This window comes from Pseudomonas sp. 32_A (genome assembly GCF_017490905.1).
GTDB classification, from domain to species: Bacteria; Pseudomonadota; Gammaproteobacteria; order Pseudomonadales; family Pseudomonadaceae; genus Aquipseudomonas; species Aquipseudomonas inefficax.
This window is the reverse complement of record NZ_JAFGYI010000008.1, coordinates 36,738-63,715: the sequence shown is the minus strand read 5'-3', so window position 1 is coordinate 63,715 and position 26,978 is coordinate 36,738. Positions and strand designations below refer to the sequence as shown.

26 protein-coding genes are annotated in these 26,978 nt (G+C 63.7%); 12 read left to right on the top strand and 14 right to left on the bottom strand.

Going from position 1 to position 26,978, the window contains the following annotated elements; all coding sequences use genetic code 11:
• Nucleotides 1-112: 112 nt before the first annotated feature.
• The 3 genes from gatB to gatC are packed head-to-tail and all read right to left on the bottom strand — an operon-like array spanning nucleotide 113 to nucleotide 3,324.
• Nucleotides 113-1,558 carry an Asp-tRNA(Asn)/Glu-tRNA(Gln) amidotransferase subunit GatB gene (gene gatB, locus J5M58_RS07225; RefSeq protein WP_207877692.1) on the bottom strand — a complete coding sequence of 482 codons (1,446 nt, stop codon included), beginning with the start codon at nucleotides 1,556-1,558 and terminating at the stop codon, nucleotides 113-115.
• An 11-nt stretch (nucleotides 1,559-1,569) separates the two neighbouring features.
• Nucleotides 1,570-3,021 (bottom strand): Asp-tRNA(Asn)/Glu-tRNA(Gln) amidotransferase subunit GatA, encoded by a 1,452-nt coding sequence (gene gatA, locus J5M58_RS07220; protein ID WP_112250758.1) that lies wholly within the window; start codon nucleotides 3,019-3,021, stop codon nucleotides 1,570-1,572.
• 15 nt (nucleotides 3,022-3,036) lie between these two features.
• On the bottom strand, nucleotides 3,037-3,324 hold the full coding sequence (gatC, locus tag J5M58_RS07215; RefSeq protein WP_056795914.1) for an Asp-tRNA(Asn)/Glu-tRNA(Gln) amidotransferase subunit GatC: 288 nt from the start codon (nucleotides 3,322-3,324) through the stop codon (nucleotides 3,037-3,039).
• 205 nt (nucleotides 3,325-3,529) lie between these two features.
• Between gatC and mreB the strand changes: the two genes are divergently transcribed.
• From mreB to tldD, 8 genes are all read left to right on the top strand, one after another.
• Nucleotides 3,530-4,567: a rod shape-determining protein MreB gene (gene mreB, locus J5M58_RS07210; RefSeq protein WP_003255163.1), complete on the top strand. Its 1,038-nt coding sequence runs from the start codon at nucleotides 3,530-3,532 to the stop codon at nucleotides 4,565-4,567.
• A 165-nt stretch (nucleotides 4,568-4,732) separates the two neighbouring features.
• Nucleotides 4,733-5,788 (top strand): rod shape-determining protein MreC, encoded by a 1,056-nt coding sequence (mreC, locus tag J5M58_RS07205; protein WP_207877736.1) that lies wholly within the window; start codon nucleotides 4,733-4,735, stop codon nucleotides 5,786-5,788.
• On the top strand, nucleotides 5,788-6,276 hold the full coding sequence (gene mreD, locus J5M58_RS07200; protein WP_207877691.1) for a rod shape-determining protein MreD: 489 nt from the start codon (nucleotides 5,788-5,790) through the stop codon (nucleotides 6,274-6,276). Before mreC ends, mreD begins: the two co-directional genes overlap by 1 nt.
• A gap of 33 nt (nucleotides 6,277-6,309) precedes the next feature.
• Nucleotides 6,310-6,909: a nucleoside triphosphate pyrophosphatase gene (locus J5M58_RS07195; RefSeq protein WP_112250762.1), complete on the top strand. Its 600-nt coding sequence runs from the start codon at nucleotides 6,310-6,312 to the stop codon at nucleotides 6,907-6,909.
• Nucleotides 6,910-6,963: 54 nt separating this feature from the next.
• Nucleotides 6,964-8,421, top strand: a complete 1,458-nt coding sequence (gene rng, locus J5M58_RS07190; protein WP_112250764.1) for a ribonuclease G — start codon at nucleotides 6,964-6,966, stop codon at nucleotides 8,419-8,421.
• 82 nt (nucleotides 8,422-8,503) lie between these two features.
• On the top strand, nucleotides 8,504-12,325 hold the full coding sequence (locus J5M58_RS07185; protein WP_207877689.1) for a YhdP family protein: 3,822 nt from the start codon (nucleotides 8,504-8,506) through the stop codon (nucleotides 12,323-12,325).
• Nucleotides 12,326-12,333: 8 nt separating this feature from the next.
• Nucleotides 12,334-13,185: a carbon-nitrogen hydrolase family protein gene (locus tag J5M58_RS07180; RefSeq protein WP_207877687.1), complete on the top strand. Its 852-nt coding sequence runs from the start codon at nucleotides 12,334-12,336 to the stop codon at nucleotides 13,183-13,185.
• A gap of 2 nt (nucleotides 13,186-13,187) precedes the next feature.
• Nucleotides 13,188-14,627, top strand: coding sequence for a metalloprotease TldD (gene tldD, locus J5M58_RS07175; protein WP_112250770.1), 1,440 nt, complete (start codon nucleotides 13,188-13,190; stop codon nucleotides 14,625-14,627).
• A gap of 139 nt (nucleotides 14,628-14,766) precedes the next feature.
• Here tldD and yjgA read toward each other — a convergent pair whose 3' ends face one another.
• Complete coding sequence (gene yjgA / locus J5M58_RS07170; protein WP_085623972.1) at nucleotides 14,767-15,288, bottom strand: ribosome biogenesis factor YjgA; 522 nt, start codon at nucleotides 15,286-15,288, stop codon at nucleotides 14,767-14,769.
• Nucleotides 15,289-15,396: 108 nt separating this feature from the next.
• On the opposite strand from yjgA, the gene pmbA reads away from it, so the two are divergent.
• The 4 genes from pmbA to J5M58_RS07150 all read left to right on the top strand — a co-directional run bounded on the left by pmbA (nucleotide 15,397) and on the right by J5M58_RS07150 (nucleotide 19,446).
• Complete coding sequence (gene pmbA / locus J5M58_RS07165) at nucleotides 15,397-16,743, top strand: metalloprotease PmbA (protein WP_207877685.1); 1,347 nt, start codon at nucleotides 15,397-15,399, stop codon at nucleotides 16,741-16,743.
• Between the two features lie 245 nt (nucleotides 16,744-16,988).
• Nucleotides 16,989-17,390, top strand: a complete 402-nt coding sequence (locus J5M58_RS07160; protein ID WP_025337819.1) for a hypothetical protein — start codon at nucleotides 16,989-16,991, stop codon at nucleotides 17,388-17,390.
• Nucleotides 17,383-18,759, top strand: a complete 1,377-nt coding sequence (locus tag J5M58_RS07155; RefSeq protein ID WP_112250774.1) for a lyase family protein — start codon at nucleotides 17,383-17,385, stop codon at nucleotides 18,757-18,759. Before J5M58_RS07160 ends, J5M58_RS07155 begins: the two co-directional genes overlap by 8 nt.
• A 75-nt stretch (nucleotides 18,760-18,834) precedes the next feature.
• Nucleotides 18,835-19,446, top strand: a complete 612-nt coding sequence (locus J5M58_RS07150) for a superoxide dismutase (protein ID WP_112251137.1) — start codon at nucleotides 18,835-18,837, stop codon at nucleotides 19,444-19,446.
• A gap of 445 nt (nucleotides 19,447-19,891) precedes the next feature.
• On the opposite strand, the gene J5M58_RS07145 is transcribed toward J5M58_RS07150, so the two are convergent.
• The 10 genes from J5M58_RS07145 to J5M58_RS07100 form a co-directional block, all read right to left on the bottom strand.
• Entirely contained in the window at nucleotides 19,892-20,164 is a 273-nt protein-coding gene (locus J5M58_RS07145; RefSeq protein WP_112250776.1) for an HPr family phosphocarrier protein, read from the bottom strand.
• Between the two features lie 19 nt (nucleotides 20,165-20,183).
• A complete protein-coding gene (rapZ, locus tag J5M58_RS07140; protein ID WP_112250778.1) occupies nucleotides 20,184-21,038 on the bottom strand; it encodes an RNase adapter RapZ in 855 nt (284 codons plus the stop codon).
• Nucleotides 21,039-21,040: 2 nt separating this feature from the next.
• Complete coding sequence (gene ptsN / locus J5M58_RS07135; RefSeq protein WP_015269060.1) at nucleotides 21,041-21,505, bottom strand: PTS IIA-like nitrogen regulatory protein PtsN; 465 nt, start codon at nucleotides 21,503-21,505, stop codon at nucleotides 21,041-21,043.
• 12 nt (nucleotides 21,506-21,517) lie between these two features.
• Nucleotides 21,518-21,826, bottom strand: a complete 309-nt coding sequence (raiA, locus tag J5M58_RS07130) for a ribosome-associated translation inhibitor RaiA (RefSeq protein WP_003255135.1) — start codon at nucleotides 21,824-21,826, stop codon at nucleotides 21,518-21,520.
• 79 nt (nucleotides 21,827-21,905) lie between these two features.
• Entirely contained in the window at nucleotides 21,906-23,399 is a 1,494-nt protein-coding gene (locus tag J5M58_RS07125) for an RNA polymerase factor sigma-54 (RefSeq protein WP_112250780.1), read from the bottom strand.
• A 175-nt stretch (nucleotides 23,400-23,574) separates the two neighbouring features.
• Entirely contained in the window at nucleotides 23,575-24,300 is a 726-nt protein-coding gene (gene lptB / locus J5M58_RS07120; protein WP_003255132.1) for an LPS export ABC transporter ATP-binding protein, read from the bottom strand.
• Nucleotides 24,301-24,825, bottom strand: coding sequence for a lipopolysaccharide transport periplasmic protein LptA (lptA, locus tag J5M58_RS07115; RefSeq protein ID WP_112250782.1), 525 nt, complete (start codon nucleotides 24,823-24,825; stop codon nucleotides 24,301-24,303).
• On the bottom strand, nucleotides 24,812-25,384 hold the full coding sequence (lptC, locus tag J5M58_RS07110) for an LPS export ABC transporter periplasmic protein LptC (protein WP_046615766.1): 573 nt from the start codon (nucleotides 25,382-25,384) through the stop codon (nucleotides 24,812-24,814). Before lptC ends, lptA begins: the two co-directional genes overlap by 14 nt.
• An 8-nt stretch (nucleotides 25,385-25,392) precedes the next feature.
• Nucleotides 25,393-25,917 carry an HAD family hydrolase gene (locus tag J5M58_RS07105; RefSeq protein WP_207877683.1) on the bottom strand — a complete coding sequence of 175 codons (525 nt, stop codon included), beginning with the start codon at nucleotides 25,915-25,917 and terminating at the stop codon, nucleotides 25,393-25,395.
• Nucleotides 25,918-25,929: 12 nt separating this feature from the next.
• Nucleotides 25,930-26,904: an SIS domain-containing protein gene (locus J5M58_RS07100; protein WP_003257920.1), complete on the bottom strand. Its 975-nt coding sequence runs from the start codon at nucleotides 26,902-26,904 to the stop codon at nucleotides 25,930-25,932.
• Between the last annotated feature and the right edge of the window lie 74 nt (nucleotides 26,905-26,978).

Sequence of the window (26,978 nt, the reverse complement as noted above, 5' to 3'; positions counted from 1 at the left end):
TAAAGCCGCTCCCACAGGTACACCACCGCTTCGAGAGCAGCGCTGTACCTGTGGGAGCGGCTTCAGCCGCGAACGAGGGCGAAGCCCTCGCAGGACTACAGGGATAAAACAATCACCCTTCGAGCTTGGCCTTGAGCAATTGGTTCACTTGCCCCGGGTTGGCCTTGCCTTTGGAGGCTTTCATCGCCTGGCCGACGAAGAAGCCGAACATCTTGCCGCGCTTGGCCTCGTCGGCTGCGCGGTACTGTTCGACCTGTTCGGCGTTGGCCGCCAGCACTTCGTCGAGCATCTTGTCGATCGCACCGGTATCGGTGACCTGCTTCAGGCCCTTGCTTTCGATGATGCTGTCGGCATCGCCTTCACCGGCGGCCATGGCCTCGAACACGGTCTTGGCGATCTTGCCGCTGATGGTGTTGTCGCGGATACGCAGCAGCATGCCGCCCAGCTGTGCGGCGCTGACTGGCGCCTGATCGATCTCGATGCCCAGCTTGTTCAGCAGGCTGCCCAGTTCGACCATGACCCAGTTGGCAGCCAGCTTGGCATCGCCACCGATCTTTACCACTTCCTCGAAGTAGTCCGCCTGTTCGCGGCTGGAAGCCAGCACGTTGGCGTCGTAGGCCGACAGGCCGTACTGGTTCTGGAAGCGCTCGACCTTCTGCGTCGGCAGTTCCGGCAAGCCGGCGCGGACGGTTTCGAGGAAGCTTTCCTCGATCACCACCGGCAGCAGGTCGGGGTCTGGGAAGTAACGGTAGTCGTTGGCTTCCTCCTTGCTGCGCATGGAGCGGGTCTCATCCTTGTTCGGGTCGTACAGGCGGGTTTCCTGTACCACCTTGCCGCCGTCCTCGATCAGGTCGATCTGGCGCTGGATCTCGCTGTTGATCGCGCGCTCGATGAAGCGGAACGAGTTGACGTTCTTGATCTCGCAGCGGGTACCGAACTCGGCCTGGCCTTTCGGGCGGATCGACACGTTGCAGTCGCAACGCAGCGAGCCTTCGGCCATGTTGCCGTCGCAGATGCCCAGGTAACGCACCAGCGCGTGGATCGCCTTGACGTAGGCCACGGCTTCCTTGGCGCTGCGCATGTCAGGCTCGGAGACGATTTCCAGCAGCGGGGTGCCGGCACGGTTCAGGTCGATGCCGGTGGAGCCGCTGAAGTCTTCGTGCAGGCTCTTGCCGGCGTCTTCTTCCAGGTGCGCGCGGGTTACCCCGATGCGCTTGATGGTGCCGTCTTCCAGGGCGATGTCCAGGTGGCCCTTGCCGACGATCGGCAGGTCCATCTGGCTGATCTGGTAGCCCTTGGGCAGGTCCGGATAGAAGTAGTTCTTGCGCGCGAACACGTTGCGCTTGCCGATCTCGGCATCGATGGCCAGGCCGAACATGCACGCCATGCGCACGGCTTCCTGGTTCAGTACCGGCAGTACGCCGGGCATGCCCAGGTCAACCAGGCTGGCCTGGGTGTTCGGCTCGGAACCGAATGTGGTGGCGCTGCCGGAGAAGATCTTCGACTGGGTGGCGAGCTGAGTGTGGATTTCCAGCCCGATCACAACTTCCCATTGCATGTGTGAATTCCTCAGAAGCCGTTGGGGGCGCGGGTGTGCCAGTCGGTCACTTGCTGGTAGCGGTGCGCGACGTTGAGCAGGCGGCCTTCCTGGAAGTATGGCGCCAGCAGCTGCACGCCGACCGGCAGGCCATCGACGAAGCCTGCCGGCATCGACAGGCCCGGCAGGCCCGCCAGGTTGGCGGTGATGGTGTAGACGTCTTCGAGGTAGGCGGCGACCGGGTCGCTGCTCTTGGCGCCGAGCTTCCAGGCCGGGTTTGGCGTGGTCGGGCCGAGGATCAGGTCGACGTCGTTGAAGGCGGCCATGAAGTCGTTCTTGATCAGGCGGCGGATCTGCTGCGCCTTGACGTAGTAGGCGTCGTAGTAGCCGGCCGACAGGGCGTAGGTGCCGACCATTATGCGCCGTTGCACTTCGACACCGAAGCCTTCGCCACGCGAACGCTTGTACAGGTCGGTGAGGTCTTTCGGGTTTTCGCAGCGGTAGCCGAAACGCACGCCGTCGAAGCGCGACAGGTTGGACGAGGCTTCAGCGGGGGCGATCACGTAGTAGGCCGGGATGGCGTGCTGCATGTTCGGCAGGCTGATTTCCTTGACCACCGCACCGAGCTTTTCCAGCTCCTTGACGCTGGCCTGAACCAGGTCGGCGATGCGTGGGTCGAGGCCGGCACCGAAGTATTCCTTCGGCAGGCCGATGCGCAGGCCCTGCAGCGAAGCATTCAGGCTGGCGCTGTAGTCCGGCACCGGCTCTTCGATGCTGGTGGAGTCCTTGGCGTCGAAACCGGCCATGCCTTGCAGCAGCAGGGCGCAGTCTTCGGCAGTACGGGCCAGCGGGCCACCCTGATCGAGGCTGGAGGCATAGGCGATCATGCCCCAGCGCGACACCCGGCCATAGGTTGGCTTGAGGCCGGTAAGGTTGGTCAGTGCCGCCGGTTGGCGGATCGAACCGCCGGTGTCGGTGCCGGTGGTGGCTGGCAGCAGGCGCGCAGCCACTGCCGCGGCCGAACCACCCGACGAGCCGCCCGGAACATGCTCGAGGTTCCATGGGTTCTTCACCGCGCCGTAGTGGCTGGATTCGTTGGCCGAACCCATGGCGAATTCGTCCATGTTGGTCTTGCCCAGGGTAACCATGCCGGCTTCGGCCAGCTTGGCGACCACGGTGGCGTCATATGGCGCCTTGAAGTTGTCGAGCATCTTCGAGCCGCAGCTGGTGCGTACGCCGTTGGTGCAGAACAGGTCCTTGTGGGCGACCGGGGCACCCAGCAGCGCGCCGGTTTCGCCAGCGGCGCGACGGGCGTCGGCGGCACGCGCCTGGCCCAGGGCCAGGTCTTCGGTGACGCTGATGAAGCTGTTGATCTGCGGGTCGAGCTGCTTGATGCGCGCCAGCAGGGCGCCGGTCAGCTCTTCGGAGGAAAACGACTTGTCGGCGAGTCCGCGGGCGATCTCGGCCAGGGTCAATTGATGCATGGCAGGCTCTATCCCTTACTCGATGACTTTGGGAACCAGGTACAGACCGCTTTCGGTCGACGGCGCGATAGCCTGGTAGGTATCGCGCTGGTTGCTCTCGGTGACCTGGTCGGGACGCAGACGCTGGCTGGCCTCCAGGGGGTGGGCCAGTGGCTCGATGCCGGTAGTGTCGACCGCTTGCATCTGGTCGACCAGCCCGAGAATGCTGTTCAGTGCGTCAGTAATGCGTGGCAGTTCGCCATCATTCAGGCCCAGACGGGCCAGATGGGCGATCTTTTCCACGTCGCAGCGTTCAAGCGCCATGGGGATCTCCAGGGGAAACAAAGACCGGAATTTGGGTCCGCAGTGAGGAACATGTCAGCTTTCTGGCGGTCTAACGGCCGCGAAATTCTGCTGGCTTGCTCGGAAAAACAGCCAATTTAACATATTGGCTCCTTGCCCAAAATCCCTGCCATTGTTAGAGTTTGCCGCACTTTTTTACCCACGCTTTCCCCAGGGTCACTTTCCCATGTTCAAGAAACTGCGTGGCATGTTTTCCAGCGATCTGTCCATCGACCTGGGTACTGCCAACACCCTTATTTACGTGCGTGAGCGCGGTATCGTCCTGAATGAGCCCTCGGTTGTTGCCATCCGTACCCATGGCAACCAGAAAAGCGTCGTCGCCGTCGGTACCGAAGCCAAGCGCATGCTGGGCCGTACGCCTGGCAACATTGCTGCCATTCGTCCGATGAAGGACGGCGTCATCGCCGACTTCAGCGTCTGCGAAAAAATGTTGCAATATTTTATCAACAAGGTTCACGAGAACAGCTTCCTGCAGCCGAGCCCGCGCGTGCTGATCTGCGTGCCGTGCAAATCGACCCAGGTAGAGCGCCGCGCCATCCGCGAGTCGGCCCTGGGTGCCGGTGCCCGTGAAGTGTTCCTGATCGAAGAACCGATGGCCGCCGCCATCGGTGCCGGCCTGCCGGTCGAGGAAGCCCGCGGTTCGATGGTTGTCGATATCGGTGGTGGTACCACTGAAATCGCGCTCATCTCCCTGAACGGCGTGGTCTATGCCGAATCCGTCCGCGTTGGCGGCGACCGCTTCGACGAAGCCATCGTCACCTACGTGCGCCGCAACTACGGCAGCCTGATCGGCGAGTCCACCGCCGAGCGCATCAAGCAGGAAATCGGTACCGCCTACCCGGGCGGCGAAGTACGCGAAGTCGATGTGCGCGGCCGCAACCTGGCCGAGGGCGTACCGCGTGCCTTCACCCTGAACTCCAACGAAGTGCTCGAAGCGCTGCAGGAATCCCTGGCGACCATCGTCCAGGCGGTCAAGAGTGCCCTGGAGCAATCGCCGCCCGAGCTGGCCTCGGACATCGCCGAGCGTGGCCTGGTGCTGACCGGTGGTGGCGCGCTGCTGCGTGACCTGGACAAGCTGCTGGCGCAGGAAACCGGCCTGCCGGTGATCGTCGCCGAAGACCCGCTGACCTGCGTCGCCCGTGGCGGTGGTCGCGCCCTGGAGATGATGGACAAGCACGCGATGGACCTGCTCTCCAGCGAGTGATCCCGCTCGCTGTCACGAGCGCCCGGTTTACAGGTAGCACACACAGTGCTACCTGTATGTGCTGGGCTGGCGCCCGTTCCGGGCGCCTTATCCGTCAACCCGCAACCAGGCTGGTGCGTTGTCCCATGTCCAATGACCTCCTGAGTCGTTCACGAGGAACGGCCCATTAAACCGCTTTTCTCCAAGGGCCCTTCGCTGGGCGTTCGCCTGCTCGTCCTGGTGGTGATGTCGGTCGCGTTGATGGTTGTCGACGCGCGCTTCGACGTGCTCAAGCCAGTGCGCAGCCAGATGGGCCTGGTGCTGATGGAGTCGTACTGGATCACCGACCTGCCGCAGCGTGCGTGGCAAGGTGTGGCCGGCCAGTTCGGCAGCCGCACGGAACTGATCGCCGAAAACGAAAAGCTCAAGACCGAAGCCCTGCTGCTGCAGGGGCGCCTGCAGAAGCTGGCGGCCCTGACCGAGCAGAACGTGCGCCTGCGCGAGTTGCTCAACTCCTCGGCGCTGGTCAACGAAAAGGTCGAAGTGGCCGAGCTGATCGGTGTCGACCCCAACCCTTTTACCCACCGCATCCTGATCAACAAGGGCGAGCGTGATGGCGTATTCCTTGGCCAGCCGGTGCTCGATGCCCGTGGCCTGATGGGCCAGGTGGTCGAGCTGATGCCGTACACTTCGCGGGTACTGTTGCTGACCGATACCACCCATAGTATCCCGGTGCAGGTCAACCGCAACGGCCTGCGCGCCATCGCCAGCGGCACCGGCAACCCGGAGCGACTGGAGCTGCGCCATGTGGCCGATACTGCCGACATCAAGGAAGGCGACCTGCTGGTCAGTTCCGGCATGGGGCAACGGTTCCCGGCCGGTTACCCGGTGGCCACGGTCAACGAGGTGATCCACGATTCCGGCCAGCCGTTCGCCATTGTTCGTGCCATCCCCACCGCCGCGCTCAACCGTAGCCGCTACATGCTGCTGGTGTTCAGTGACCGGCGTACCCCGGAGCAGCGCGCCACCGAGGCCGGCATGGCCCAGGAAGAAGCTGACCGCAAGGGCACTTCGGCCCCAGGCCAGCCGGCCACGACAGACGAGCAGGGTGCGCCTGCCGGTAGCGCGCCTGCCACACCAGCGTCCCCGGCAACCCCGGCTGCGCAGCCTGCAGTTCCGGTAGCCGCACCTGCCACGCCGGCTGCAGCGCCTGCCGCACCCGCCCAAACCCGGAGGCAATGATGGCTGCATCACGCCGCAACAACGGCTGGGTCATCTGGCTGACTTTCGCCATCGGCCTGCTGCTCAGCGTCTCGCCCATGCCGCAGTTCATGGAAGTGTTCCGGCCCATGTGGCTGGCCTTGCTGGTGTCGTTCTGGACCCTCGCCGTTCCGCACAAGGTCGGCATGACTACAGCGTTCGTGCTGGGCCTGGCCGAGGATGTGCTGTATGGCACCCTGCTGGGGCAGAACGCGTTGATCCTGACTCTCATCACCTTCCTGGTGTTGTCTCTGCAACAGCGCCTGCGCATGTTCCCCATGTGGCAGCAGAGCCTGGTGATCCTGGTAATCTTCGGCATCGCCCAGCTGATCCAGTTGTGGCTCAGCGCGCTCACCGGCAACCGCCTGCCCACCCTGGCGCTGGTCTGGTCGGCGGTGATCAGTGCCTTGCTCTGGCCGTGGATCAGTTTCGCCCTGCGCGACCTGCGTCGACGCTTGCATATCAACTGACGGCGCCGCCGCGACTGACAGGGAGATGTCTGCATGAACCCGCTATACCTGGCTTCCGGCTCGCCCCGTCGACGTGAACTGCTGACCCAGATCGGTGTGCCGTTCACCGTCATCAGTGCCCCCATCGATGAAACCCCGCTGCCCGATGAAGGTGTTTCGGCCTACGCCGTGCGTCTGGCACGTGCCAAGGCCGAGGCAGGCTTTGCCCGATTGCGTGGCCCTGGCGTGGTATTGGCTGCGGATACCGTGGTATCGGCACGCTGCCAGATTCTCGGCAAACCCCGTGATCGGGAACATGCCCTGGCCATGCTCGCCGAACTGTCCGATGACCATCATCAAGTGATCACTGCAGTGGCCGTGACCGATGGCACGCGCTGTCTCGACGTGTGCGTCGGCACCCATGTGTATTTTCGCGCTATCAGCCCACAGGAGGCTGAGCGCTACTGGGCTACCGGCGAACCGCTGGACAAGGCTGGAGGCTATGCAATCCAGGGCTTGGGTGCGGTTTTCGTCAGGGAGCTGATTGGCAGTTATTCAACCGTTGTCGGCCTTCCACTGTTCGAAACCGCCCGCTTGCTGGAGGCGTTTTCCATTCCATGCTGGCAGCAACACGAGGTATCAGCACCGCGCTAGCCAGCTACCCGACCGCGATCCATCATTACCGAATACCTTTGACGAGAGCCTGCCATGAGTGAAGAGATCCTGATCAACATCACCCCGATGGAGTCGCGCGTGGCGGTGGTGGAAAACGGGGTGCTGCAGGAAGTGCACGTCGAGCGCACCCAGCGCCGGGGCATCGTCGGCAATATCTACAAAGGCAAGGTGGTACGCGTGCTGCCGGGCATGCAGGCGGCCTTCGTCGACATCGGCCTGGAGCGCGCGGCGTTCATCCATGCCTCGGAAATATCCCAGCGCGAAGGCTCGGCGGTAGAGAACATCACCGCGCTGGTGCATGAGGGGCAAGCCTTGGTTGTGCAGGTGACCAAGGACCCGATCGGCACCAAGGGCGCGCGCCTGACCACCCAGCTGTCGATCCCGTCGCGCTACCTGGTGTACATGCCGCGCAGCAGTCATGTCGGCATTTCCCTGAAGATCGAAGACGAAGCCGAACGCGAGCGCCTAAAGCAGGTGGTCAGCGGCTGCATGGAAAGCGAGAACATCAAGGACGCCGGTGGCTTCATCCTGCGTACCGCCGCCGAAGGCGCACGCGCTGAAGAGATCCTGCAGGACATTCGCTACCTGCGCCGCCTGTGGGAGCAGATCGGCACCCAGATCAAGACCTGCGGCGCGCCGACGGTCATCTACGAGGACCTGGGCCTGGCCCTGCGCACCCTGCGCGACCTGGTCAACCCGAAGATCGAGAAGATCCGTATCGACTCGCGGGAAACCTTTCAGAAGACCACGCAGTTCGTTGGCGAGCTGATGCCGGAAATCGCCGACCGCCTCGAACATTACCCGGGCGAACGGCCGATCTTCGACCTGTACGGCGTCGAGGACGAGATCCAGCGCGCGCTGGAGCGCAAGGTGCCGCTCAAGTCCGGTGGCTACCTGGTGGTGGATCCGGCTGAAGCGATGACCACCATCGATGTGAACACCGGCGCCTTCGTCGGTCATCGCAACCTTGAAGAGACCATCTTCAAGACCAACCTCGAGGCCGCCACCGCCATCGCCCGGCAACTGCGCCTGCGCAACATTGGCGGCATCATCATCATCGACTTCATCGACATGGAAGACGAAGAGCACCAGCGCCAGGTGTTGCGCACCCTGGAAAAGCAGCTGGAGCGTGATCACGCCAAGACCAACATCATCGGCATCACCGAGCTGGGCCTGGTGCAGATGACCCGCAAGCGCACGCGGGAAAGCCTGGAGCAGGTGCTGTGCGAACCCTGCCTGGCCTGTCAGGGGCGTGGCAAGCTGAAAACCCCCGAGACCATCTGTTACGAAATCTTCCGCGAAATCCTGCGCGAGGCCCGTGCCTATCAGGCCGAGGGCTACCGCGTGCTGGCCAACCAGAAGGTGGTCGACCGGCTGCTGGATGAAGAGTCCGGTAACGTTGCGGAGCTGGAGGCTTTCATCGGCCGAACCATTCGTTTCCAGGTGGAGTCGATGTATTCGCAGGAACAATACGATGTGGTGCTGCTCTGAGGCCTTCTGAAATGCGCCGCGGGTGGCCCGGGCTGGAAAAACCGGGACGACGGGCCATCATGGATAAACGACCTGGAGGGCCATGGCCATGGGGCGTCTGACCCGCGTTCTTGTCGCCTTGACCCGCTGGGGGTTGGGTGCTTGCGCCCTGCTGGCGGTACTGGTGGCGCTGTATGTCAGCCTCGGCCGCGAACTGGTGCCGTTGGTGGCCGAGTATCGCGCCGATGTGGAGAGCAAGGCCGAGCAGGCTTTGGGCCTGCCCGTGCACGTGGGGGCCCTGGAAGGCCGCTGGAGCGGCCTGGCACCGGTGCTGCGGGTGCGCGACCTGCAACTGGGCGAGGGGGCCACGGCCCTGCGCCTGGACGACGTCAAGGTGGTACCAGATGTCTGGGCCAGCCTCACCGCCCGCGAAGTACGCCTGGCGCGTATTCAGTTGGGCGGCTTGCAACTGATCCTGCGCGAGAACGAGCAGGGCGCCTGGAGCCTCGAAGGCCTGCCGAAGAAGGACGATGCGGCGCTCGACCCTGCCGAGTTGTTGCAGCGCCTGCGCCAGTTGGGCCGCATCGATGTGTTCGACAGCCAGGTCACCCTGCACCCCTGGCAGCGTGACCCGTTGACCCTGACCTATGTGAGCGTCGGCCTGCAAGCCGGAACTTCGCGCCATGCCCTGGACCTGCGCGCGACCCTGCCCGATGGCCAACCCCTGTCGCTGAACCTGCGCAGTCGTGCGTCGGCCAACGCCTGGCGCGACGGCCAGGTCGAAGCCTACCTGAGCCTGCCACAGAGTGACTGGGCGCGTTGGCTACCGCCACGCCTGCTGGGCCAGTGGCATGCCGACGCCCTGCGGGCGGGAGGCGAGTTCTGGGTCGACTGGAGCAAGGGGCAGTTGCAGCAGGCCGTTGTACGCCTCAATGCACCGGAGCTGCACGGTGCCTATGCCGGGCGCAAGGCGGCCAAGCTGAACAACCTGGCCCTGGGCGCCTGGTTCCAGCGCCAGGAGCAAGGCTTCGATGTGGTGGTCGATTCCCTGGCCATGGATATCGGCAAGACCCGTTGGGAGTCGCATCTGCAATTGCAGCAGCGCCCCGGCGAGGATGCCGCTGCGGAAAGCTGGCAAGTGCAGGCCGACCGCCTGGACCTCACCCCGTTGACACCGCTGATCGATGCCCTGGCGCCGCTGCCGGACAAGGTCATGGCCGTGGTCGATGGCCTGAACGTGACCGGCGCGCTGCGCAATGTGCGCCTGGAAGCCCGGCCCAAGGCCGAGGGTGACCAGCGCCTGCAGTTCGAAGCCAACCTGGAGAAGGTCGGTTTCGATGCCTATCACAATGCTCCGGCAGCCGGTAACGTCAGCGGCAGCATCAGCGGTGACCTTGGCCATGGCGAACTGCGCCTCGATACCGATGCGTTCATGCTGCATCTGTACCCGATCTTCGCCAAACCCTGGCACTACCAGAAGGCCAATGCGCGCCTGACCTGGGCCTTGGACAAGGAAGGTTTTACCTTGGTCGCGCCATACCTCAAGGTACTGGGCGAGGAAGGCAAGATCGCCGGTGACTTCCTCATTCGCCTGCTGTTCGAAGAGGGCCGCGAGGACTACATGGACCTGCGCGTCGGCCTGACCGAAGGCGACGGCCGTTACACCGCCAAGTACCTGCCCGAGGTGCTCAGCCCCGCCCTCGACGAATGGCTGCGCAGTGCGATCGTCAAAGGCACGGTGGACGAAGGCTACTTCCAGTACCAAGGCTCGCTGAACCATGGCGTTGCGCCGGAAGCCCGCAGCATCAGCCTGTTCTTCAAGGTGCGTGATGCCGCCCTGGACTTCCAGCCGGGCTGGCCGCAGGTGCAGCACGTGGATGGCGATGTGTTCATCGAGGACAGCGGCGTGCGCATCAAGGCCCAGCGTGGCGTACTGCTCGACACCAAGGTCAGCGATGTGAGCGTCGATATCCCGCATGTCGACGAGGGCCAGCAAAGCCACCTGTACCTCGATGGCGACTTCGACGGCAGCCTGGGCGATGGCCTGAAGATCCTCAAGGAAGCGCCAATCGGCACTGGCGAGATCTTTGCCGGGTGGGAGGGCGAGGGGCCGCTCAAGGGCAAGGTCAAGCTCGACATTCCGCTGGCCCGCGGGCAGCGGCCGAAGGTGCAGGTGGACTTCGCCACCGACGATGCGCGGCTGAAGGTGGCGCCGCCGAGCCTGGAGTTGAGCCGCCTGAAGGGTGACTTCAGTTTCGATCTGGACAAGGGCCTGAGCGGCAAGGGCATCAGCCTGCAAGCGTTCGGCAAGCCGGTTACGGCGCAAATCACCGCCGAAGGCCAGCCCGGGCAGATGCAGACCCGCGTCAACGCCAGCGGCCAGGTGTCACTCAAGGCTCTGACCGACTGGCTGCAGTTCAAGCAGGCCTTGCCGGCTTCCGGCGACTTGCCGTACCAGTTGCAGGTCAGCTTGGGTAGCCGGGACAACCGCCTGCGTGTCGATTCCAGCCTCAAGGGCCTGGCCATCGACTTGCCGGCGCCCTTCGGCAAGGCAGCGGGTGATACCCGTGACACCCGTTTCAGCATGACCCTGCAGGGGCCGGAGCGGCGCTTCGATGTCGCCTACAGCGACCTTGCCCGCTTTGCCTACGCGGCACCGGCCGACAAGCTGGGCCAGGGCCGCGGCGAGTTGCTGCTGGGCACCGGCGACGCCCAGGTACCTGCCGGCCAGGGGCTGCGAGTGCGTGGGCACCTCGAGACGCTGGACCTGGCGCCCTGGCAGGAACAGGCAGCGCGCCTGGCCGGCGGCGACCCGGGCGGTAGCGCGCGGCAGAACCTGCAAGGCGTAGACCTGAGCATCGGCCAGCTGAAAGCTTTTGGCCTGGACCTGAACCAGGCTGTGGTGCGCCTGGCCCGTGGTGGCCCCGCCTGGGACTTGCGCCTCGACAGCAAGGAAGTCATCGGCAACGCCCGGGTGCCGGATGCCAAGGGCGCGCCAATGGTGGTGCGCATGCAGACCTTGCGCCTGCCCGCCGCCAGCGCCGAGGAAAAGCAGGCCGAGGAGGGTCCGGACCCGCTGGCTTCGTTCGACCCGCGCAAGGTGCCGGCGCTGGACTTGAGCATCGACAAGCTCTATCGCGGGGACGACCTTTACGGCAGTGCATCGCTCAAGCTGCGGCCGACCGCGCGTGGCGTGACCGCCAGTGATATCGACCTTGACTTCAAAGGCCTGCGTATTGATGGTGGTGGCGGCTGGGAAGGTGAGCCGGGCCGCACCAGCAGCTGGTACAAAGGGCGCCTGGACGGCAAGAACCTGGCGGACGTGCTCAAGGCCTGGGGCTTTGCCCCTACCGCAACCAGCCGCGACTTCCGTCTGGATGTGGATGGACGCTGGCCGGGTTCGCCAGCGTCGGTGAGCCTCAAGCGGTTCTCCGGCAGCATGGATGCAGCGCTGCGCACTGGCCAGTTCGTCGAGGTCGAAGGCAGTGCCCAAGCGCTACGGGTGTTCGGCCTGCTCAACTTCAACTCCATCGGCCGGCGCTTGCGCCTGGACTTTTCCGACCTGTTCGACAAAGGCCTGGCCTACGACCGGGTCAAAGGCTTGCTGGTGGCCAGTAACGGAGTCTACGTGACCCGCGAGCCAATCGCCGTGACTGGCCCGTCGAGCAACTTCGAGCTGGACGGTACTCTGGACCTGGTAAGCGACCGGGTCGATGCCAACCTGCAGGTAAGCCTGCCGGTGACCAACAACCTGCCGCTGGCGGCCCTGATTGTCGGCGCGCCGGCGGTGGGCGGGGCGCTGTTCCTGGTCGACCGGCTGATCGGGGACCGTGTGTCGCGCTTCGCCAGCGTGCACTACCGTGTCGAAGGTCCGGTGAAAGAGCCTAGAATCACATTTGTGAAACCTTTCGAGAAATCCCGCTAGGAGTGCCCATGAAGGCAGCTGTAATCCAGATGGTCAGCCAGGACGATGTGCTGGCCAACCTGCAGCGTGCCGGTGCCCTGCTGGAGCAGGCCGCGCTTGGCGGTGCGCGGCTGGCCGTGCTGCCGGAAAACTTCGCCGCCATGGGCCGCAAGGACGCCGCTGCCATCGGCCGCGCCGAAGCGTTGGGCGAAGGGCCGATCCTGCCATGGTTGAAACGCACCGCCCGCGACCTCAAGTTATGGATTGTCGCCGGTACCTTGCCATTGCCACCGGTCGGCCAGCCCGAAGCCAAGGCCCATGCCTGCTCGCTGTTGATCGACGAACACGGTGAGGTGGCGGCACGCTATGACAAGCTGCACCTGTTCGATGTGGACGTTGCCGACAACCGTGGCCGCTACCGCGAGTCCGATGACTACGCCCACGGCGCCCAGGTGGTGGTGGCTGATACGCCGGTGGGGCGGCTGGGGCTGAGCGTGTGCTACGACCTGCGCTTCCCCGAGCTGTACAGCGCACTGCGTGCCGCCGGCGCGGAACTGATCACTGCACCGGCCGCCTTCACTGCGGTAACGGGCGCGGCGCACTGGGAAGTGCTGGTACGCGCCCGGGCCATCGAGACCCAGTGCTACCTGCTGGCTGCGGCGCAAGGCGGGACTCACCCGGGGCCACGGGAAACCCATGGCCATGCGGCGATCGTCGACCCCTGGGGGCGCATCGTCGCGGAACAGGCGCAAGGTGGAGCGGTACTGCTCGCCGAGCGCGACATTGACGAACAAGCGTCCATCCGGGCGCGCATGCCGGTGGTATCGCACCGGCGCTTTTTCTCGCAGGGCGCGTTGCGGCCTGCGCACACCTCGGAGTGACTATGAGCCAGATGTTATCCACCGTCAGCGAGCAGCTCCTGGCCCCAGGCGGCTTGACCCTGGACAGCCTGCAGAGCGTGCTGGGTGAGTTGGCCGGCCCCGGCATCGACGCCGCCGACCTGTATTTCCAGGGGCAGATCTCGGAAACCTGGGCGCTGGAAGACGGCATCGTCAAAGAGGGCAGTTTCAACCTCGACCAGGGCGTGGGCGTGCGTGCCCAGTCCGGTGAAAAGACCGGCTTTGCCTACAGCAACGCGATCAACCTCGAAGCGCTGACCTCGGCCGCCCGTGCCGCCCGTTCGATCTCGCGTGCCGGCCAGAACGGCAAGGTGCAGGCCTTCCGCAGCCAGGATGTGGCCGCCCTTTATCCGGCGGACAACCCGCTGGATGTGCTCAGCCGTGCCGAGAAGGTCGAGCTGCTCAAGCGCGTCGACGCCGCCACCCGCGCCCTGGACCCGCGTATCCAGCAGGTCAGTGTGAGCATGGCCGGGGTCTGGGAGCGCATCCTGATCGCTGCGGCCGATGGCAGCCTGGCCGCCGACGTGCGTCCGCTGGTGCGCTTCAACGTCAGCGTCATCGTCGAGCAGAATGGCCGTCGCGAGCGGGGCGGGCAGGGCGGTGGCGGGCGTACCGACTACCGCTTCTTCACCGAAGAGCGGGTCATGGGCTATGCCCGCGAAGCGCTGCGCCAGGCCCTGGTGAACCTGGAGGCGATCCCGGCTCCGGCTGGTACCCTGCCTGTGGTGTTGGGTTCGGGCTGGTCGGGCGTGCTGCTGCACGAGGCTGTCGGCCATGGCCTGGAAGGTGACTTCAACCGCAAGGGCAGTTCGGCGTTCAGCGGCCGCATTGGTGAGAAAGTGGCGTCGAGCCTGTGCACCATCGTCGACGACGGCACCCTCGAAGGCCGCCGAGGCTCGCTGAGCGTGGATGACGAAGGCACCCCGACCGAGTGCACCACGCTGATCGAGAACGGAGTGCTCAAGGGCTACATGCAGGACAAGCTGAACGCACGCCTGATGGGCATGGCGGTGACCGGCAATGGCCGGCGCGAATCCTACGCGCACCTGCCGATGCCCCGCATGACCAACACTTACATGCGTGCGGGTGAAAGCGACCCGCAGGAAATCATCGCTTCGGTGAAGAAGGGCATCTACTGCGCCAACCTCGGCGGTGGCCAGGTGGACATCACCAGCGGCAAGTTCGTGTTCTCGACCAGTGAGGCCTACCTGATCGAAGACGGCAAGATTACCGCGCCGGTGAAAGGGGCAACCCTGATCGGCAACGGTCCGGAGGCGATGAGCCGGGTGTCGATGGTCGGTAACGACCTGGCGCTGGACAGCGGGGTAGGGACTTGCGGCAAGGACGGGCAGTCGGTGCCGGTGGGGGTCGGCCAGCCGACCTTGAAGCTGGATGCGATTACCGTGGGCGGTACAGGGGCGTGACGGCCATCTGGGACCGCTTTGCGGTCCTTTCGCGACGCAAGGCCGCTCCCACAGGGATTGCGCCATGCAGAAATGGCTGTGCACTTACTGTGGGAGCGGCCTTGTGTCGCGATTGGGTCGCAAAGCGGCCCCAGGGTGATCAGCGTAACCCGCGCTGCAGTTCGTCGAGGTCGCGGATGTACTTGAACACTTTGCGCGCGGCGGCAGGCGGCTTGTTCCGCGCCTTCTCGTGCTGGGCATGGCGTACCAGCGAGCGCAGCTGCTGGCGATCGGTGTCGGGGTACTCATTGACGAAGCGCTCGAGGTCTTCGTCGTTACCGTCGATCAGCCGGTCGCGCCAGCGCTCCAGGCTGTGGAAGCGCTCGTTGTACTGGCGAGTCGAGCTGTCCATCTGTTCGAGCAGGGCTTGGATGGCATCCAGGTCCTGCACGCGCATCAGCTTGCCGACAAACGACATGTGGCGTTTGCGGGCACCGTGAGCGGTGTGCTTGCTGGCTTCGGCCAGGGCCTTGCGCAGCTCGTCGGTCAACGGCAGGCGGGCCAGGGTATCGGCCTTGAGCGTGGTTAGGCGCTCGCCGAGTTCGACCAGCGCATGCAGCTCGCGCTTGATCTGGGTTTTGCTTTTTTCGCCGTCGAAGGCGTCGTCGTTTGAATCAACCATGGTGGCAGTCCGCTAGAAATCGCCGCCATGATAACCAGTCGGGGGCCGCTTGTCCGGCCCGGTCGTAGAATGACCCTCGCCGAACGCAGAATTTGAGTGGAGAGAACCATGAGTGCAGTCCAGAGCGTAGGTCCGAAAGACCTGCCAGCATTGCAGGAGCAGGTCGAGGCGATCATCGCCGAGGCGCGCCGCCAGGGGGCCAGTGCCTGCGAAGTGGCGGTGTCGCTGGAGCAGGGCCTGTCCACCACGGTACGCCAGCGTGAGGTCGAAACGGTCGAGTTCAACCGCGACCAGGGCTTTGGCATCACCCTCTATGTGGGCCAGCGCAAAGGCTCGGCCAGCACCTCGGCCAGTGGCCCGGAAGCGATCCGCGAAACCGTCACCGCCGCCTTGGCGATTGCCAGGCATACCTCCGAGGACGAATGTTCCGGCCTGGCCGACGCAGCGCTGATGGCCCGCGAGATCCCGGACCTGGACCTGTACCACGACTGGGACCTCGAGCCGGAGAAGGCCATCGAGATGGCCCTGGCCTGCGAGGCGGCGGCGTTCGACGCTGACCCGCGCATCCTCAACGCCGACGGCACCACCCTCAATACCCACCAGGGCTGTCGCGTGTATGGCAACAGTCATGGTTTCATCGGTGGCTACGCCTCAACCCGGCACAGCCTGAGCTGCGTGATGATCGCCGAAGGCGACGGGCAGATGCAGCGTGACTACTGGTACGACGTGAACCGCCAGGGCAACCTGCTGGCAGACCCGCGTAGCATCGGCGTGCGCGCTGCCCAGCGTGCCGCCAGCCGCCTGGGTGCGCGGCCGGTGCCGACGTGCGAGGTGCCAGTGTTGTTCTCGGCCGAGTTGGCCGGTGGCCTGTTCGGCAGCTTCCTGTCGGCCATCTCCGGCGGCAACCTGTACCGCAAATCCTCGTTCCTGGAGGGGACCATTGGCCAGCGGCTGTTCCCTGCCTGGCTGACCCTCGACGAGCGCCCGCATATTCCGCGGGCACTGGGCAGTGCCGCATTCGATGGCGACGGCCTGGCTACCTATGCCAAGCCGTTCGTCGACAAGGGCGAGCTGGTGTCGTACCTGTTGGGTACCTATTCCGGGCGCAAGCTGGGTTTGCCAAGCACCGCCAACGCCGGTGGCGTGCACAACCTGTTCGTCAGCCATGGGGTCGAGGACCAGGCGGCGCTGATCCGGCGCATGGGGCGCGGACTGCTGGTGACCGAGTTGATGGGACATGGCCTGAACATGGTGACGGGGGATTATTCCCGCGGCGCGGCAGGGTTCTGGGTCGAGAATGGCGAGATCCAGCACGCGGTGCAGGAAGTGACCATTGCCGGGAACATGAAAGACATGTTCCAGCAGATTGTCGCGATTGGCTGCGATCTTGAGACACGCAGCAACATTCACACCGGTTCGGTGCTGATCGAGCGGATGACCGTTGCTGGCAGCTGATCTTTAGCCTGTACCGGCCTATTCGCGGGTGAACCCGCTCCCACAAGTAATGCGCAGTCATCAAGTACGGCGCCGTCCCTGTGGGAGCGGGTTCACCCGCGAAGAGGCCGGTGCAGGCAGTAGAGATTTCTCAATGCAACAAAAAAGACCCGGCCCCCGCGCCGGGTTTTTTGTTTCATCATCTCCCTCTTGAAGTGATTATGTTTATCACTTAATAATGAATATCATTATCCAGTAACCCGGCGATGATGTTCATGAAACCCGTCCTCCGCGAACTGCCCTACCTGGAAAACTGGCGCTGGCTCAGCCGCCGCATCCGCTGTGCGCTCGAGCCCGACGAGCCGCGTCTGATCGAGCATTACCTGGCTGAAGGCCGCTATCTGGTGTGCTGCACCGAGACCTCGCCGTGGACGGTGGCACTGACCTCCTTCCGCCTGCTGCTGGATACCGCCTGCGACCGCATGCTGCCCTGGCATTGGCGCTGCCTGTGCCTGGACCAGGCCTGGCGCCCACTGCTGGACCTGCGCAACCTCGACCGCGAGGCGCAAAACCAGCGTTGGCAGCCCTATGCCCTGCAGTTGGCCAATTGCCGCCTGCTGCCGTCGATCTCTCCCGATGAACTGATGCAAGGATTTGATGATGAGTGATACCCGTATCGAGCGTGACAGCATGGGCGAACTGCAGGTGCCGGCCCAGGCCCTGTACGGTGCCCAGACCCAGCGCGCGGTCGACAACTTCCCGGTCAGCGGCCAGCGCATGCCGGCCCAGTTCATTCGCGCACTGCTGCTGGCCAAGGCCGCCGCAGCCAAGGCCAACGTCGAACTGGAGCAGCTGTCGAGCGCGCAAGGGCAGGCCATCGTAACCGCAGTCGAGCAACTGCTGGCGGGTGACTTCATCCAGCATTTCCCGGTGGATGTGTTCCAGACCGGCTCCGGTACCAGCTCGAACATGAACGCCAACGAGGTGATCGCCACGCTGGCCAGCCGCGTGCTGGGTGAGGCGGTCAACGCCAACGACCACGTCAACTGTGGCCAGAGCAGCAACGACATCATCCCGACCACCATTCATGTCAGCGCCGCTCTGGCCCTGCACGAGCAGCTGCTGCCTGCCCTGGCGCACCTGGTACAGGTGATAGAGGCCAAGTCGGCACAGGTGCATCAGTACGTGAAGACTGGTCGCACCCACCTGATGGACGCCATGCCAGTGCGCATGAGCCAGGTGCTCGATGGCTGGGCGGCGCAGATCAGTGGCGCCAAGGCACACATCGAAGCGACCCTGCCGAGCTTGCAGGCGCTGGCCCAGGGTGGCACTGCCGTGGGCACCGGCATCAACGCCCATCCACGGTTCGCTGCCGGTTTCGCCCATCAGCTCAGCGGCCTGACTCAGGTCGAGTTCACCCCCGGGCAGAACCTGTTCGCCCTGATCGGCTCGCAGGACACCGCCGTGGCCCTGTCTGGCCAGCTCAAGACTGCCGCCGTGGCGCTGATGAAGATCGCCAACGACTTGCGCTGGATGAACTCCGGCCCGCTGGCCGGGCTGGGCGAAATCGAACTGCAAGGTCTGCAGCCGGGCTCTTCGATCATGCCAGGCAAGGTCAACCCGGTGATCCCGGAGGCCACCGCCATGGTCGCCGCCCAGGTGATCGGCAATGACGCCACCATCGCCATCGCAGGCCAATCCGGCAACTTCGAGCTGAACGTGATGCTGCCGGTGATCGCCCGCAACCTGCTGGAGAGCATCGAACTGATGGCCAACGTCAGCCGCCTGCTCGCCGACAAGGCCATCGCCAGCTTCAAGGTCAACGAAAGCAAGCTCAAGGAAGCCCTGGCCCGCAACCCGATTCTGGTCACGGCGCTCAACCCGATCATCGGTTACCTCAAGGCCGCCGAAATCGCCAAGACCGCCTACAAGCAGGGGCGTCCGATCATCGATGTGGCGCTGGAGCATACCGACCTGTCGCGTGACCAGCTGGAAGCGCTGCTGGACCCGGAAAAACTCACTGCCGGTGGTATCTGACCCCGAGTCACGGCCCAAGCGCCAGCGATGGCCGCGTTGGTCATCGCCCAACCCATGCCTACGGAATTCACTGATATGCCCCATACCTTGCCTGCACTGCCTTACGCCTACACTGCGCTGGAACCGCACATCGACGCGCAGACCATGGAAATCCACCACTCCAGGCACCACCAGGCCTATGTCAATGGCCTCAACGCCGCCATCGAAGGCACCGAATGGGCTGAATGGCCGGTGGAAAAGCTGCTCGGCGCGGTCGGGCAATTGCCGGAAAACCTTCGTGGTGCAGTGATCAACCATGGCGGTGGGCACGCCAACCACAGCCTGTTCTGGACCGTGATGTCGCCGCAGGGTGGGGGAGAGCCGCAGGGCGCTCTGGCGCAGGCCGTCGACGCCCAGCTGGGCGGCTTCGCTGCCTTCAAGGAGGCCTTCACCAAGGCTGCGTTGACCCGCTTCGGCAGTGGCTGGGCCTGGCTCAGCGTGAGCCCGCAGAAAACCCTGGTGGTGGAAAGCAGCGGCAACCAGGACAGCCCGCTGATGCATGGCAACACGCCAATCCTCGGCCTGGACGTGTGGGAGCATGCCTACTACCTGAAGTACCAGAACCGTCGTCCGGAATACATCGGTGCCTTCTATAACGTCATTGACTGGGCGGAAGTGGAGCGCCGCTACCTCGAAACCCTGAAGTGAGTCTACCCGGTATGCGCTCTCAGATGATGTCTGTCAGCCGTGTGCGCCTGTTTCGCCTGGCGCTTGGGACTTTGCTGTTGCTGGCAGGCACTGCGCTGCTATTGGCGCGCGGCTTCGCCTGGTTGGACCTGGTCTGGCCAGCTTGGGGCTGTGCATCGGTTTGCGCCGGATGATGGGGTGTTCACCGGCTTCGCTGTGGGAGCGGCACATAACTCATTGAACTAGCGGGGACTCTGTGGGGGCGGCTTTAGCCGCGAACACCGGCTTAGCCGGTGCCATGCACCGCGTTGGATTCTTCGCGGCTAAAGCCGCTCCCACAGGGTACGCGTACCGCTTGCGAATTCAGTTCTCTACGCGATAGCGCAGCCCAAAGGACTGGGCAATCTCCCACAGGCGTTGTGCGCAAAAACGCTGTTCCCACACGGACCGTGCGGGCCAGCGAAATTCATTCGCCTTCGTCGAAGAAGTTGTTGATCAGCTCGACCAGCGCATCCATGGCTTCAACGTCCTGCTCACCTTCGGTATACAGGTGCACCTGGGTACCTTTGCCTGCTGCCAGCATCATCACCGCCATGATGCTCTTGCCATCCACCAGTTTGTCCGGTGCACGCCCAACCCTGACCTGGCAGGGGAAGCGGCCGGCAACGCCGACGAACTTGGCTGCCGCCCGGGCATGCAGACCCAGCTTGTTGATGATGGTGATTTCACGGGCGGGCATCGTGGGGCGGATCCTTGGGCTAGAGGTCGCGGTGGCGGACCTGGACGTTTTTCAGGGATTGCTGCAGCAACTGGCCAAGGCGCTCGGTGATGTACACCGAGCGGTGGTGGCCGCCGGTGCAGCCAATGGCAATGGTGACGTAGGCACGGTTGCTGGCGGCGAAGCGGGGCAGCCACTTGAGCAGGTAGCTGGAAATGTCGTTGAACATCTCTTCGACATCCGCCTGTGCGGCCAGGTAGTCGATCACCGGTTGCTCAAGGCCGGAGTGCTCACGCAGTTCGGGCTTCCAGTAGGGGTTGGGCAGGCAGCGCACATCGAACACCAGGTCGGCATCGACCGGCATTCCACGCTTGAAACCGAACGACTCGACCAGGAACGCCGTTCCAGGCTCGGGCTGGTTGAGCAGGCGCAGCTTGATCGAATCACGCAGCTGGTACAGGTTCAGGCTGGTGGTGTCGATCTTCAGGTCGGCCAGGTCTGCAATCGGCCCCAGTAATTCGCTTTCCACCCGAATCGCTTCCGCGAGCGAGCGGTCGGCATTGGTCAGCGGGTGGCGTCGGCGGGTTTCCGAGAAGCGCTTGAGCAGTACATCTTCGTCGGCATCCAGGTACAGCACGTCGCACTGGATATGCCGGGCGCGGGCTTCTTCGAGCAACTCGGGGAAACGCGTCAGGTGGCTGGGCAGGTTGCGTGCGTCGATCGACACGGCAACCTTGGGTTGCAGTAATTCGGTGTTGATCAGCGCATTTTCCGCCAGCTGCGGCAGCAGCCCGGCGGGCAGGTTGTCAATGCAGTAGAAACCGTTGTCTTCCAGGACATCGAGGGCGGTGCTCTTGCCGGAGCCGGACCGGCCGCTGACGATGATCAGGCGCATGTTCAGTGCTCGTTCTGTACGTCCAGGACAACCTGGAACAGGGCCTCGCTGCTGGTGGCCGCACGCAGGCGATCACGGACCTCCTTGCGATCGAGCATGCTGGCAATCTGGCGCAGCAGTTCCAGATGGGCATCGGTGGCGGCTTCTGGCACCAGCAGGACGAACAGCAGGTCCACCGGCGCGCCATCGATGGCGTCGTAGTCGATAGGCGCTTCCAGGTGCAGCAGGGCGCTGACCGGAGCGGAACATCCTTCAAGCCGACAGTGCGGGATGGCGATGCCGTTGCCGAAACCGGTCGAGCCGAGTTTTTCCCGGGCGACTAGTTTTTCGAAGACGTCCTGCATCTCCAGTTCGGGCACTTGTTCGGCGATGACGGTGGCGACCTTTTCCAGGGCGCGCTTCTTGCTGCCGCCCGGCACGTTCACGAGGGAACGGCCGGGGGTCAGGATGGTTTCAAGTCGGATCATGGATGAGGGGGATCAGCGGGCGGCTGCACCTTGCAGCAGGCTTTGCTGTTTTTCCTTGTGTTTTTTCAGTTGGCGGTCGAGCTTGTCGGCCAAGGCGTCGATCGCTGCATACATGTCTTCGTGTTCGGCGTTGGCAACCACTTCGCCGCCGGGAATCTGCAAGGTCGCCTCGACCTTCTGCTGCAGCTTCTCGACTTTCATGATGACCTGCACGTTGGTGATCTTGTCGAAGTGACTTTCCACGCGAGCGAGCTTTTCAAGCACATAATCGCGCAGTGGCTGGGTGACTTCTACATGCTGTCCACTGATATTGACTTGCATACAGCTTCTCCTTTGTTGCCCGTGCATAAAGAGGCAGGTCTTGCACCTGCCCCACAAACGCTGTGGCACATCTCAGGGGCTACATCAGTCGCTTGCGCTCGCTCGACGGTGCGATGCCGAGGGACTCGCGGTACTTGGCGACGGTGCGACGGGCTACCTGGATGCCTTGTGCCTCCAGTAAACCAGCGATCTTGCTGTCACTCAATGGCTTTTTCTGATTTTCCGCCGCAACCAGTTTCTTGATGATCGCGCGGATCGCCGTAGACGAGCATTCTCCGCCTTCGGAGGTGCTGACGTGGCTGGAGAAAAAGTATTTCAGTTCGTAGATGCCACGCGGCGTGTGCATGTATTTCTGCGTGGTTACCCGCGAAATGGTCGACTCGTGCATGCCCACCGCTTCGGCGATGTCATGCAGCACCAGAGGCTTCATCGCTTCGTCGCCGTGGTCGAGGAAGCCGCGCTGGTGCTCGACGATCTGCGTGGCCACCTTCATCAGGGTTTCGTTGCGGCTTTGCAGGCTCTTGATGAACCAGCGCGCTTCCTGCAGCTGGTTGCGCATGAAGGTGTTGTCGGCGCTGGTGTCGGCCCGGCGCACGAAGCCGGCGTACTGCGGGTTGACGCGCAGGCGCGGAATGGCCTCCTGGTTCAGCTCTACCAGCCAGCGGTCGCTGTCCTTGCGTACGATGACGTCGGGTACCACGTACTCAGGCTCGCTGGACTCAATCTGCGAGCCGGGGCGCGGGTTGAGGCTTTGTACCAGCTCGATGACCTGGCGCAGCTCGTCTTCCTTGATTTTCATGCGACGCATCAGCTGGCTGTAGTCACGGCTGCCGAGCAGGTCGATGAAGTCGCTGACCAGGCGCTTGGCTTCGGCCATCCACGGGGTGCTCGCGGGCAGCTGGCGCAGTTGCAGCAACAGGCATTCGCCAAGGGTGCGGGCGGCAACGCCGGCTGGCTCGAACTGCTGGATGCGGTGCAGTACAGCTTCGACTTCGTCCAGCTCGATATCCAGCTCCGGGTCGAAACCGGCGCAGATCTCCTCGAGGGTGTCTTCCAGGTAGCCCTGGCCGTTGATGCTGTCGATCAGGGTGACGGCGATCAGGCGGTCGGTGTCGGACATCGGGGCCAGGTTGAGTTGCCACAACAGGTGGCTTTGCAGGCTTTCGCCGGCCGATGTACGGGTGGTGAAGTCCCACTCGTCGTCGTCGTTGCTCGGCAGGCTGCTGGCACTGGTCTGGTAGATGTCTTCCCAGGCGGTGTCGACCGGCAGCTCGTTGGGGATGCGCTCGCTCCACTCACCGTCTTCCAGGGTGTCGGCACTGGTGGTGCTTTCCTGGAAGCTGTTGTCCTGGACTTCGGCGGCCGGCTTGTTTTCGGCGTTGTCCGCCATCGGGTCGCTGTTGTCGAAGTCGTCGCCGTCTTCCTGACGTTCGAGCATCGGGTTCGACTCCAGCGCTTCCTGGATTTCCTGTTGGAGGTCCAGGGTAGAAAGCTGGAGCAGGCGGATGGCCTGTTGCAACTGCGGGGTCATCGTCAGTTGCTGGCCCATTTTTAGGACGAGCGATGGTTTCATGGCTGGGGCTTAATACCTTGTTCGCCGGCGCGCATGCGCCATCCACTACACGAGGGCGCCGGGGCGCCGGATAAAGCAAGTTTTATGCCTTAAATTGTAGCGTTTGCCTAGAGTACCGTAACAACTTTACCCGGGTTGCAGGGCGATTTGCCGGTACTCCAGGCGCGTGCCGGGCTCAGAGCCGGAACTCGTGGCCCAGGTAAACCTCTTTGACCAGGTCGTTGGCCAGGATGGTTTCGGCGTCGCCTTCGGCGATCAGCCGGCCATCATTGACGATATAGGCGGTTTCGCAGATATCCAGGGTCTCACGCACGTTGTGGTCGGTGATCAGTACGCCGATACCCTTGGCCTTGAGGTGATGGATGATCTGCTTGATGTCGCCGACCGAAATCGGGTCGACACCGGCAAACGGTTCGTCCAGCAGGATGAACTTGGGTGCGGTCGCCAGCGCGCGGGCAATTTCCACGCGGCGGCGCTCACCACCGGAAAGGCTCATGCCGAGGTTGTCGCGAATGTGGCTGATGTGGAACTCCTGCAGCAGGCTTTCCAGCTCTTTGCGCCGGCCGTCGCGGTCGAGGTCCTTGCGGGTCTCGAGGATGGCCATGATGTTGTCGGCCACCGACAGCTTGCGGAAGATCGAGGCTTCCTGTGGCAGGTAGCCGATGCCGGCGCGGGCGCGACCATGCATGGGCTGGTGGCTGACATCGAGGTTGTCGATCAGCACGCGCCCCTGTTCGGCCTGGACCAGGCCGACGATCATGTAGAAGCAGGTGGTCTTGCCGGCGCCGTTGGGGCCGAGCAGGCCGACGATCTGGCCGCTGTCGATCGACAGGCTGACGTCACGCACGACCTGCCGCCCCTTGTAACTCTTGGCCAGGTGCTGGGCTTTGAGGGTTGCCATTTACTCGGCCTTCTTCTTGGGCTGGATCACCATGTCGATACGCTGACGCGGCGAAGTCACGTTGCCACCACGACCGGCGGTTGCCACCTGGGTCTTGGTGTTGTAGACGATCTTCTCGCCTTCGGTCGTGTTGCCTTCGTTCTCGACTTTGGCGCGGTCGGTGAGAACCACCAGGTCTTTCTGCGCCTGATACTGGATGGTCACGCCCCAGCCTTTCATCTTGTCCGGTTTGGCTGCGCTCTGCTGCTGCTCGAAGTAGGCCAGGTTGCCCACCGAGGTCACCACATCGATATCGCCGGAGGCGGAACGGGTGATGGTCACGGTGTTGCCTTTGATCATCATCGAACCCTGGGTGATGATCACGTCGCCGGTGTAGGTGGCCACACCCTGCTTGTCGTCCAGGTGGGCGTTGTCGGCCTGGATACGGATAGGCTGGTCACGGTCATTCGGCAGGGCGAGGGCGCTCGCGCTTCCCAGTGCTGCGCTCAGGCTGAGCAGAAGGGGGAGGGTTTTAACGAGCCTCATACTGTCCTCTTACGTTAGAGAGCAAGTCCATCTTGCCTTCTTTCAAATACGCTTTCATTCCTTTGCCCGTAGTTGTGCCACCGGCGCCGTCGATTCTAACGGCTTGCTCGGTCTGCGCATATTGCTTCTGCGGGAACACGGTCATGCGTGAGCTGGTAATGATCATTTCGCGTTGCTTTTCGTCGGTGCGGGCGACCCGTACGTTGTCGATCAGTTCGACTTCGCTGCCGTCCGGGTTGACTTCGGCGCGGGTGCTCTGCACATGCCAGGGGTATTCGGTGCCGCGATACAGGTGCAGGTCCGGCGTGGTCAGCAGAGTGATTTCACTGGCCTTGAGGTGCTCGACCTTGTCCGCGGTCATTTCGTACTGCAGCTTGCCGTCGGGCAGGAACTGCAGGCTGTGGGCGTTGACCGCATAGTAGTCGATGGCGCTTTCGTCGACCTGGGCCACCGGCTTGTCGAGGAAGCTTTCCGGGCTGACATTCCAGTAGCCGATCGCTACCAGCAGCGCGGCGATCACTGCGAGCAGCGCAATGTTGCGGGCTTTCTTGCTGAACATGGGCAGCCTTACAGGTAATTGGCGTTGGCAGCGTCCAGGGTGCCCTGGGCGTGCATGATCAGTTCGCAGAATTCACGGGCTGCGCCTTCGCCGCCACGTGCCTGGGTCACGCCATGGGCGTGCTGGCGAACGAACGGCGCGGCGTTGGCCACCGCCATGCCCAGGGCGACCCGGCGGATCACCGGGAGGTCGGGCAGGTCGTCGCCCAGGTAGGCCACTTGAGCATAGCTCAGGCCCAGTTCGGCGAGCAGGCCATCGAGCACCACCAGTTTGTCTTCGCGGCCCTGGTACAGGTGCGGGATGCCGAGGTTCCTGGCCCGGCGCTCGACCACCGGGGTCTTGCGCCCGCTGATGATCGCGGTGGTAACGCCCGAGGCCATGAGCATCTTGATGCCTTGGCCGTCGAGGGTGTTGAAGGTCTTGAATTCGCTGCCGTCCTCGAGGAAGTACAGGCGCCCGTCGGTGAGCACGCCGTCCACGTCGAACACTGCCAGCTTGATGTGCTTGCCGCGTTGCATGAGGTCCTGGTTCATTCCATTGCTCCTTTACATCACGCCGGCGCGCAGCAGGTCGTGCATGTTCAGGGCGCCGGTGGGGCGGTCCTCGCGGTCCACCACCACCAGGGCGCCGATCTTGTGGTCTTCCATGATCTTCAGGGCCTCGGCCGCGAGCATTTCGGCGCGGGCCGTCTTGCCGTGCACGGTCATGACCTGGTCGATCAGGGTGGTGTGGACGTCGATGTTGCGGTCCAGGCTGCGGCGCAGGTCGCCGTCGGTGAAGATCCCGGCCAGCTTGCCGTCGGCTTCGACGATCACGGTCATGCCCAGGCCTTTGCGGGACATTTCAAGGAGCGCGTCCTTGAGCAGGGTGCCGCGGGGCACCTGGGGCAGTTCGTCGCCGGCGTGCATCACGTTCTCCACCTTGAGCAGCAGGCGACGGCCCAATGCGCCACCCGGGTGCGAGAAGGCAAAGTCCTCGGCGGTGAAGCCGCGGGCTTCGAGCAGGGCAATGGCCAGCGCGTCGCCCAGCACCAGCGATGCGGTGGTGGAGGAGGTGGGGGCCAGGTTCAGCGGGCAGGCCTCTTGCTCGACGCGGGCGTCGAGGTTGACCTCGGCAGCCTGGGCCAATGGCGAGTCCGGGTTGCCGGTCAGGCTTATCAGCTTGATGCCCAGGCGCTTGATCAGTGGCAGCAGGGTGACGATTTCGGCGGTGCTGCCGGAATTCGACAGGGCAAGGATGACATCATCGCGGGTGATCATGCCCATGTCGCCATGGCTGGCTTCGGCCGGGTGCACGAAAAACGCCGGTGTGCCGGTGCTGGCCAGGGTGGCGGCGATCTTGTTGCCGATGTGCCCGGACTTGCCCATGCCGACCACGACCACCCGGCCCTTGCTGGCCAGGATCAGTTCGCAGGCCTTGACGAAATTGTCGTCGATGCGCGCCAGCAGGGCCTCTACGGCCTCGAGTTCCAGGCGCAGGGTGCGTTGGGCGGATTGGATCAGCTCGCTGGATTGGCTCATGTCGAAAAAGCAATGCCTGATGAAAAGGCGGCGATTATAGCTGCAATGAAAGAAACCCTCACGCTTTCGATTGC

What these genes read in the sequence shown, in the direction of transcription:
- mreB (WP_003255163.1), top strand. Translation starts at nt 3,530, where the DNA reads ATGTTCAAGAAACTGCGTGGCATGTTTTCCAGCGATCTGTCCATCGAC.
- lptC (WP_046615766.1), bottom strand. Translation starts at nt 25,384, where the DNA reads ATGTTCAGCAAGAAAGCCCGCAACATTGCGCTGCTCGCAGTGATCGCC.
- J5M58_RS07105 (WP_207877683.1), bottom strand. Translation starts at nt 25,917, where the DNA reads ATGAACCAGGACCTCATGCAACGCGGCAAGCACATCAAGCTGGCAGTG.
- ptsN (WP_015269060.1), bottom strand. Translation starts at nt 21,505, where the DNA reads ATGATCCGACTTGAAACCATCCTGACCCCCGGCCGTTCCCTCGTGAAC.
- J5M58_RS07125 (WP_112250780.1), bottom strand. Translation starts at nt 23,399, where the DNA reads ATGAAACCATCGCTCGTCCTAAAAATGGGCCAGCAACTGACGATGACC.
- mreD (WP_207877691.1), top strand. Translation starts at nt 5,788, where the DNA reads ATGGCTGCATCACGCCGCAACAACGGCTGGGTCATCTGGCTGACTTTC.
- pmbA (WP_207877685.1), top strand. Translation starts at nt 15,397, where the DNA reads ATGAGTGCAGTCCAGAGCGTAGGTCCGAAAGACCTGCCAGCATTGCAG.
- gatC (WP_056795914.1), bottom strand. Translation starts at nt 3,324, where the DNA reads ATGGCGCTTGAACGCTGCGACGTGGAAAAGATCGCCCATCTGGCCCGT.
- gatB (WP_207877692.1), bottom strand. Translation starts at nt 1,558, where the DNA reads ATGCAATGGGAAGTTGTGATCGGGCTGGAAATCCACACTCAGCTCGCC.
- J5M58_RS07180 (WP_207877687.1), top strand. Translation starts at nt 12,334, where the DNA reads ATGAAGGCAGCTGTAATCCAGATGGTCAGCCAGGACGATGTGCTGGCC.
- J5M58_RS07150 (WP_112251137.1), top strand. Translation starts at nt 18,835, where the DNA reads ATGCCCCATACCTTGCCTGCACTGCCTTACGCCTACACTGCGCTGGAA.
- J5M58_RS07145 (WP_112250776.1), bottom strand. Translation starts at nt 20,164, where the DNA reads ATGCCCGCCCGTGAAATCACCATCATCAACAAGCTGGGTCTGCATGCC.
- rapZ (WP_112250778.1), bottom strand. Translation starts at nt 21,038, where the DNA reads ATGCGCCTGATCATCGTCAGCGGCCGGTCCGGCTCCGGCAAGAGCACC.
- yjgA (WP_085623972.1), bottom strand. Translation starts at nt 15,288, where the DNA reads ATGGTTGATTCAAACGACGACGCCTTCGACGGCGAAAAAAGCAAAACC.
- J5M58_RS07160 (WP_025337819.1), top strand. Translation starts at nt 16,989, where the DNA reads ATGATGTTCATGAAACCCGTCCTCCGCGAACTGCCCTACCTGGAAAAC.
- raiA (WP_003255135.1), bottom strand. Translation starts at nt 21,826, where the DNA reads ATGCAAGTCAATATCAGTGGACAGCATGTAGAAGTCACCCAGCCACTG.
- J5M58_RS07155 (WP_112250774.1), top strand. Translation starts at nt 17,383, where the DNA reads ATGAGTGATACCCGTATCGAGCGTGACAGCATGGGCGAACTGCAGGTG.
- gatA (WP_112250758.1), bottom strand. Translation starts at nt 3,021, where the DNA reads ATGCATCAATTGACCCTGGCCGAGATCGCCCGCGGACTCGCCGACAAG.
- tldD (WP_112250770.1), top strand. Translation starts at nt 13,188, where the DNA reads ATGAGCCAGATGTTATCCACCGTCAGCGAGCAGCTCCTGGCCCCAGGC.
- rng (WP_112250764.1), top strand. Translation starts at nt 6,964, where the DNA reads ATGAGTGAAGAGATCCTGATCAACATCACCCCGATGGAGTCGCGCGTG.
- J5M58_RS07100 (WP_003257920.1), bottom strand. Translation starts at nt 26,904, where the DNA reads ATGAGCCAATCCAGCGAGCTGATCCAATCCGCCCAACGCACCCTGCGC.
- J5M58_RS07195 (WP_112250762.1), top strand. Translation starts at nt 6,310, where the DNA reads ATGAACCCGCTATACCTGGCTTCCGGCTCGCCCCGTCGACGTGAACTG.
- lptA (WP_112250782.1), bottom strand. Translation starts at nt 24,825, where the DNA reads ATGAGGCTCGTTAAAACCCTCCCCCTTCTGCTCAGCCTGAGCGCAGCA.
- lptB (WP_003255132.1), bottom strand. Translation starts at nt 24,300, where the DNA reads ATGGCAACCCTCAAAGCCCAGCACCTGGCCAAGAGTTACAAGGGGCGG.
- J5M58_RS07185 (WP_207877689.1), top strand. Translation starts at nt 8,504, where the DNA reads ATGGCCATGGGGCGTCTGACCCGCGTTCTTGTCGCCTTGACCCGCTGG.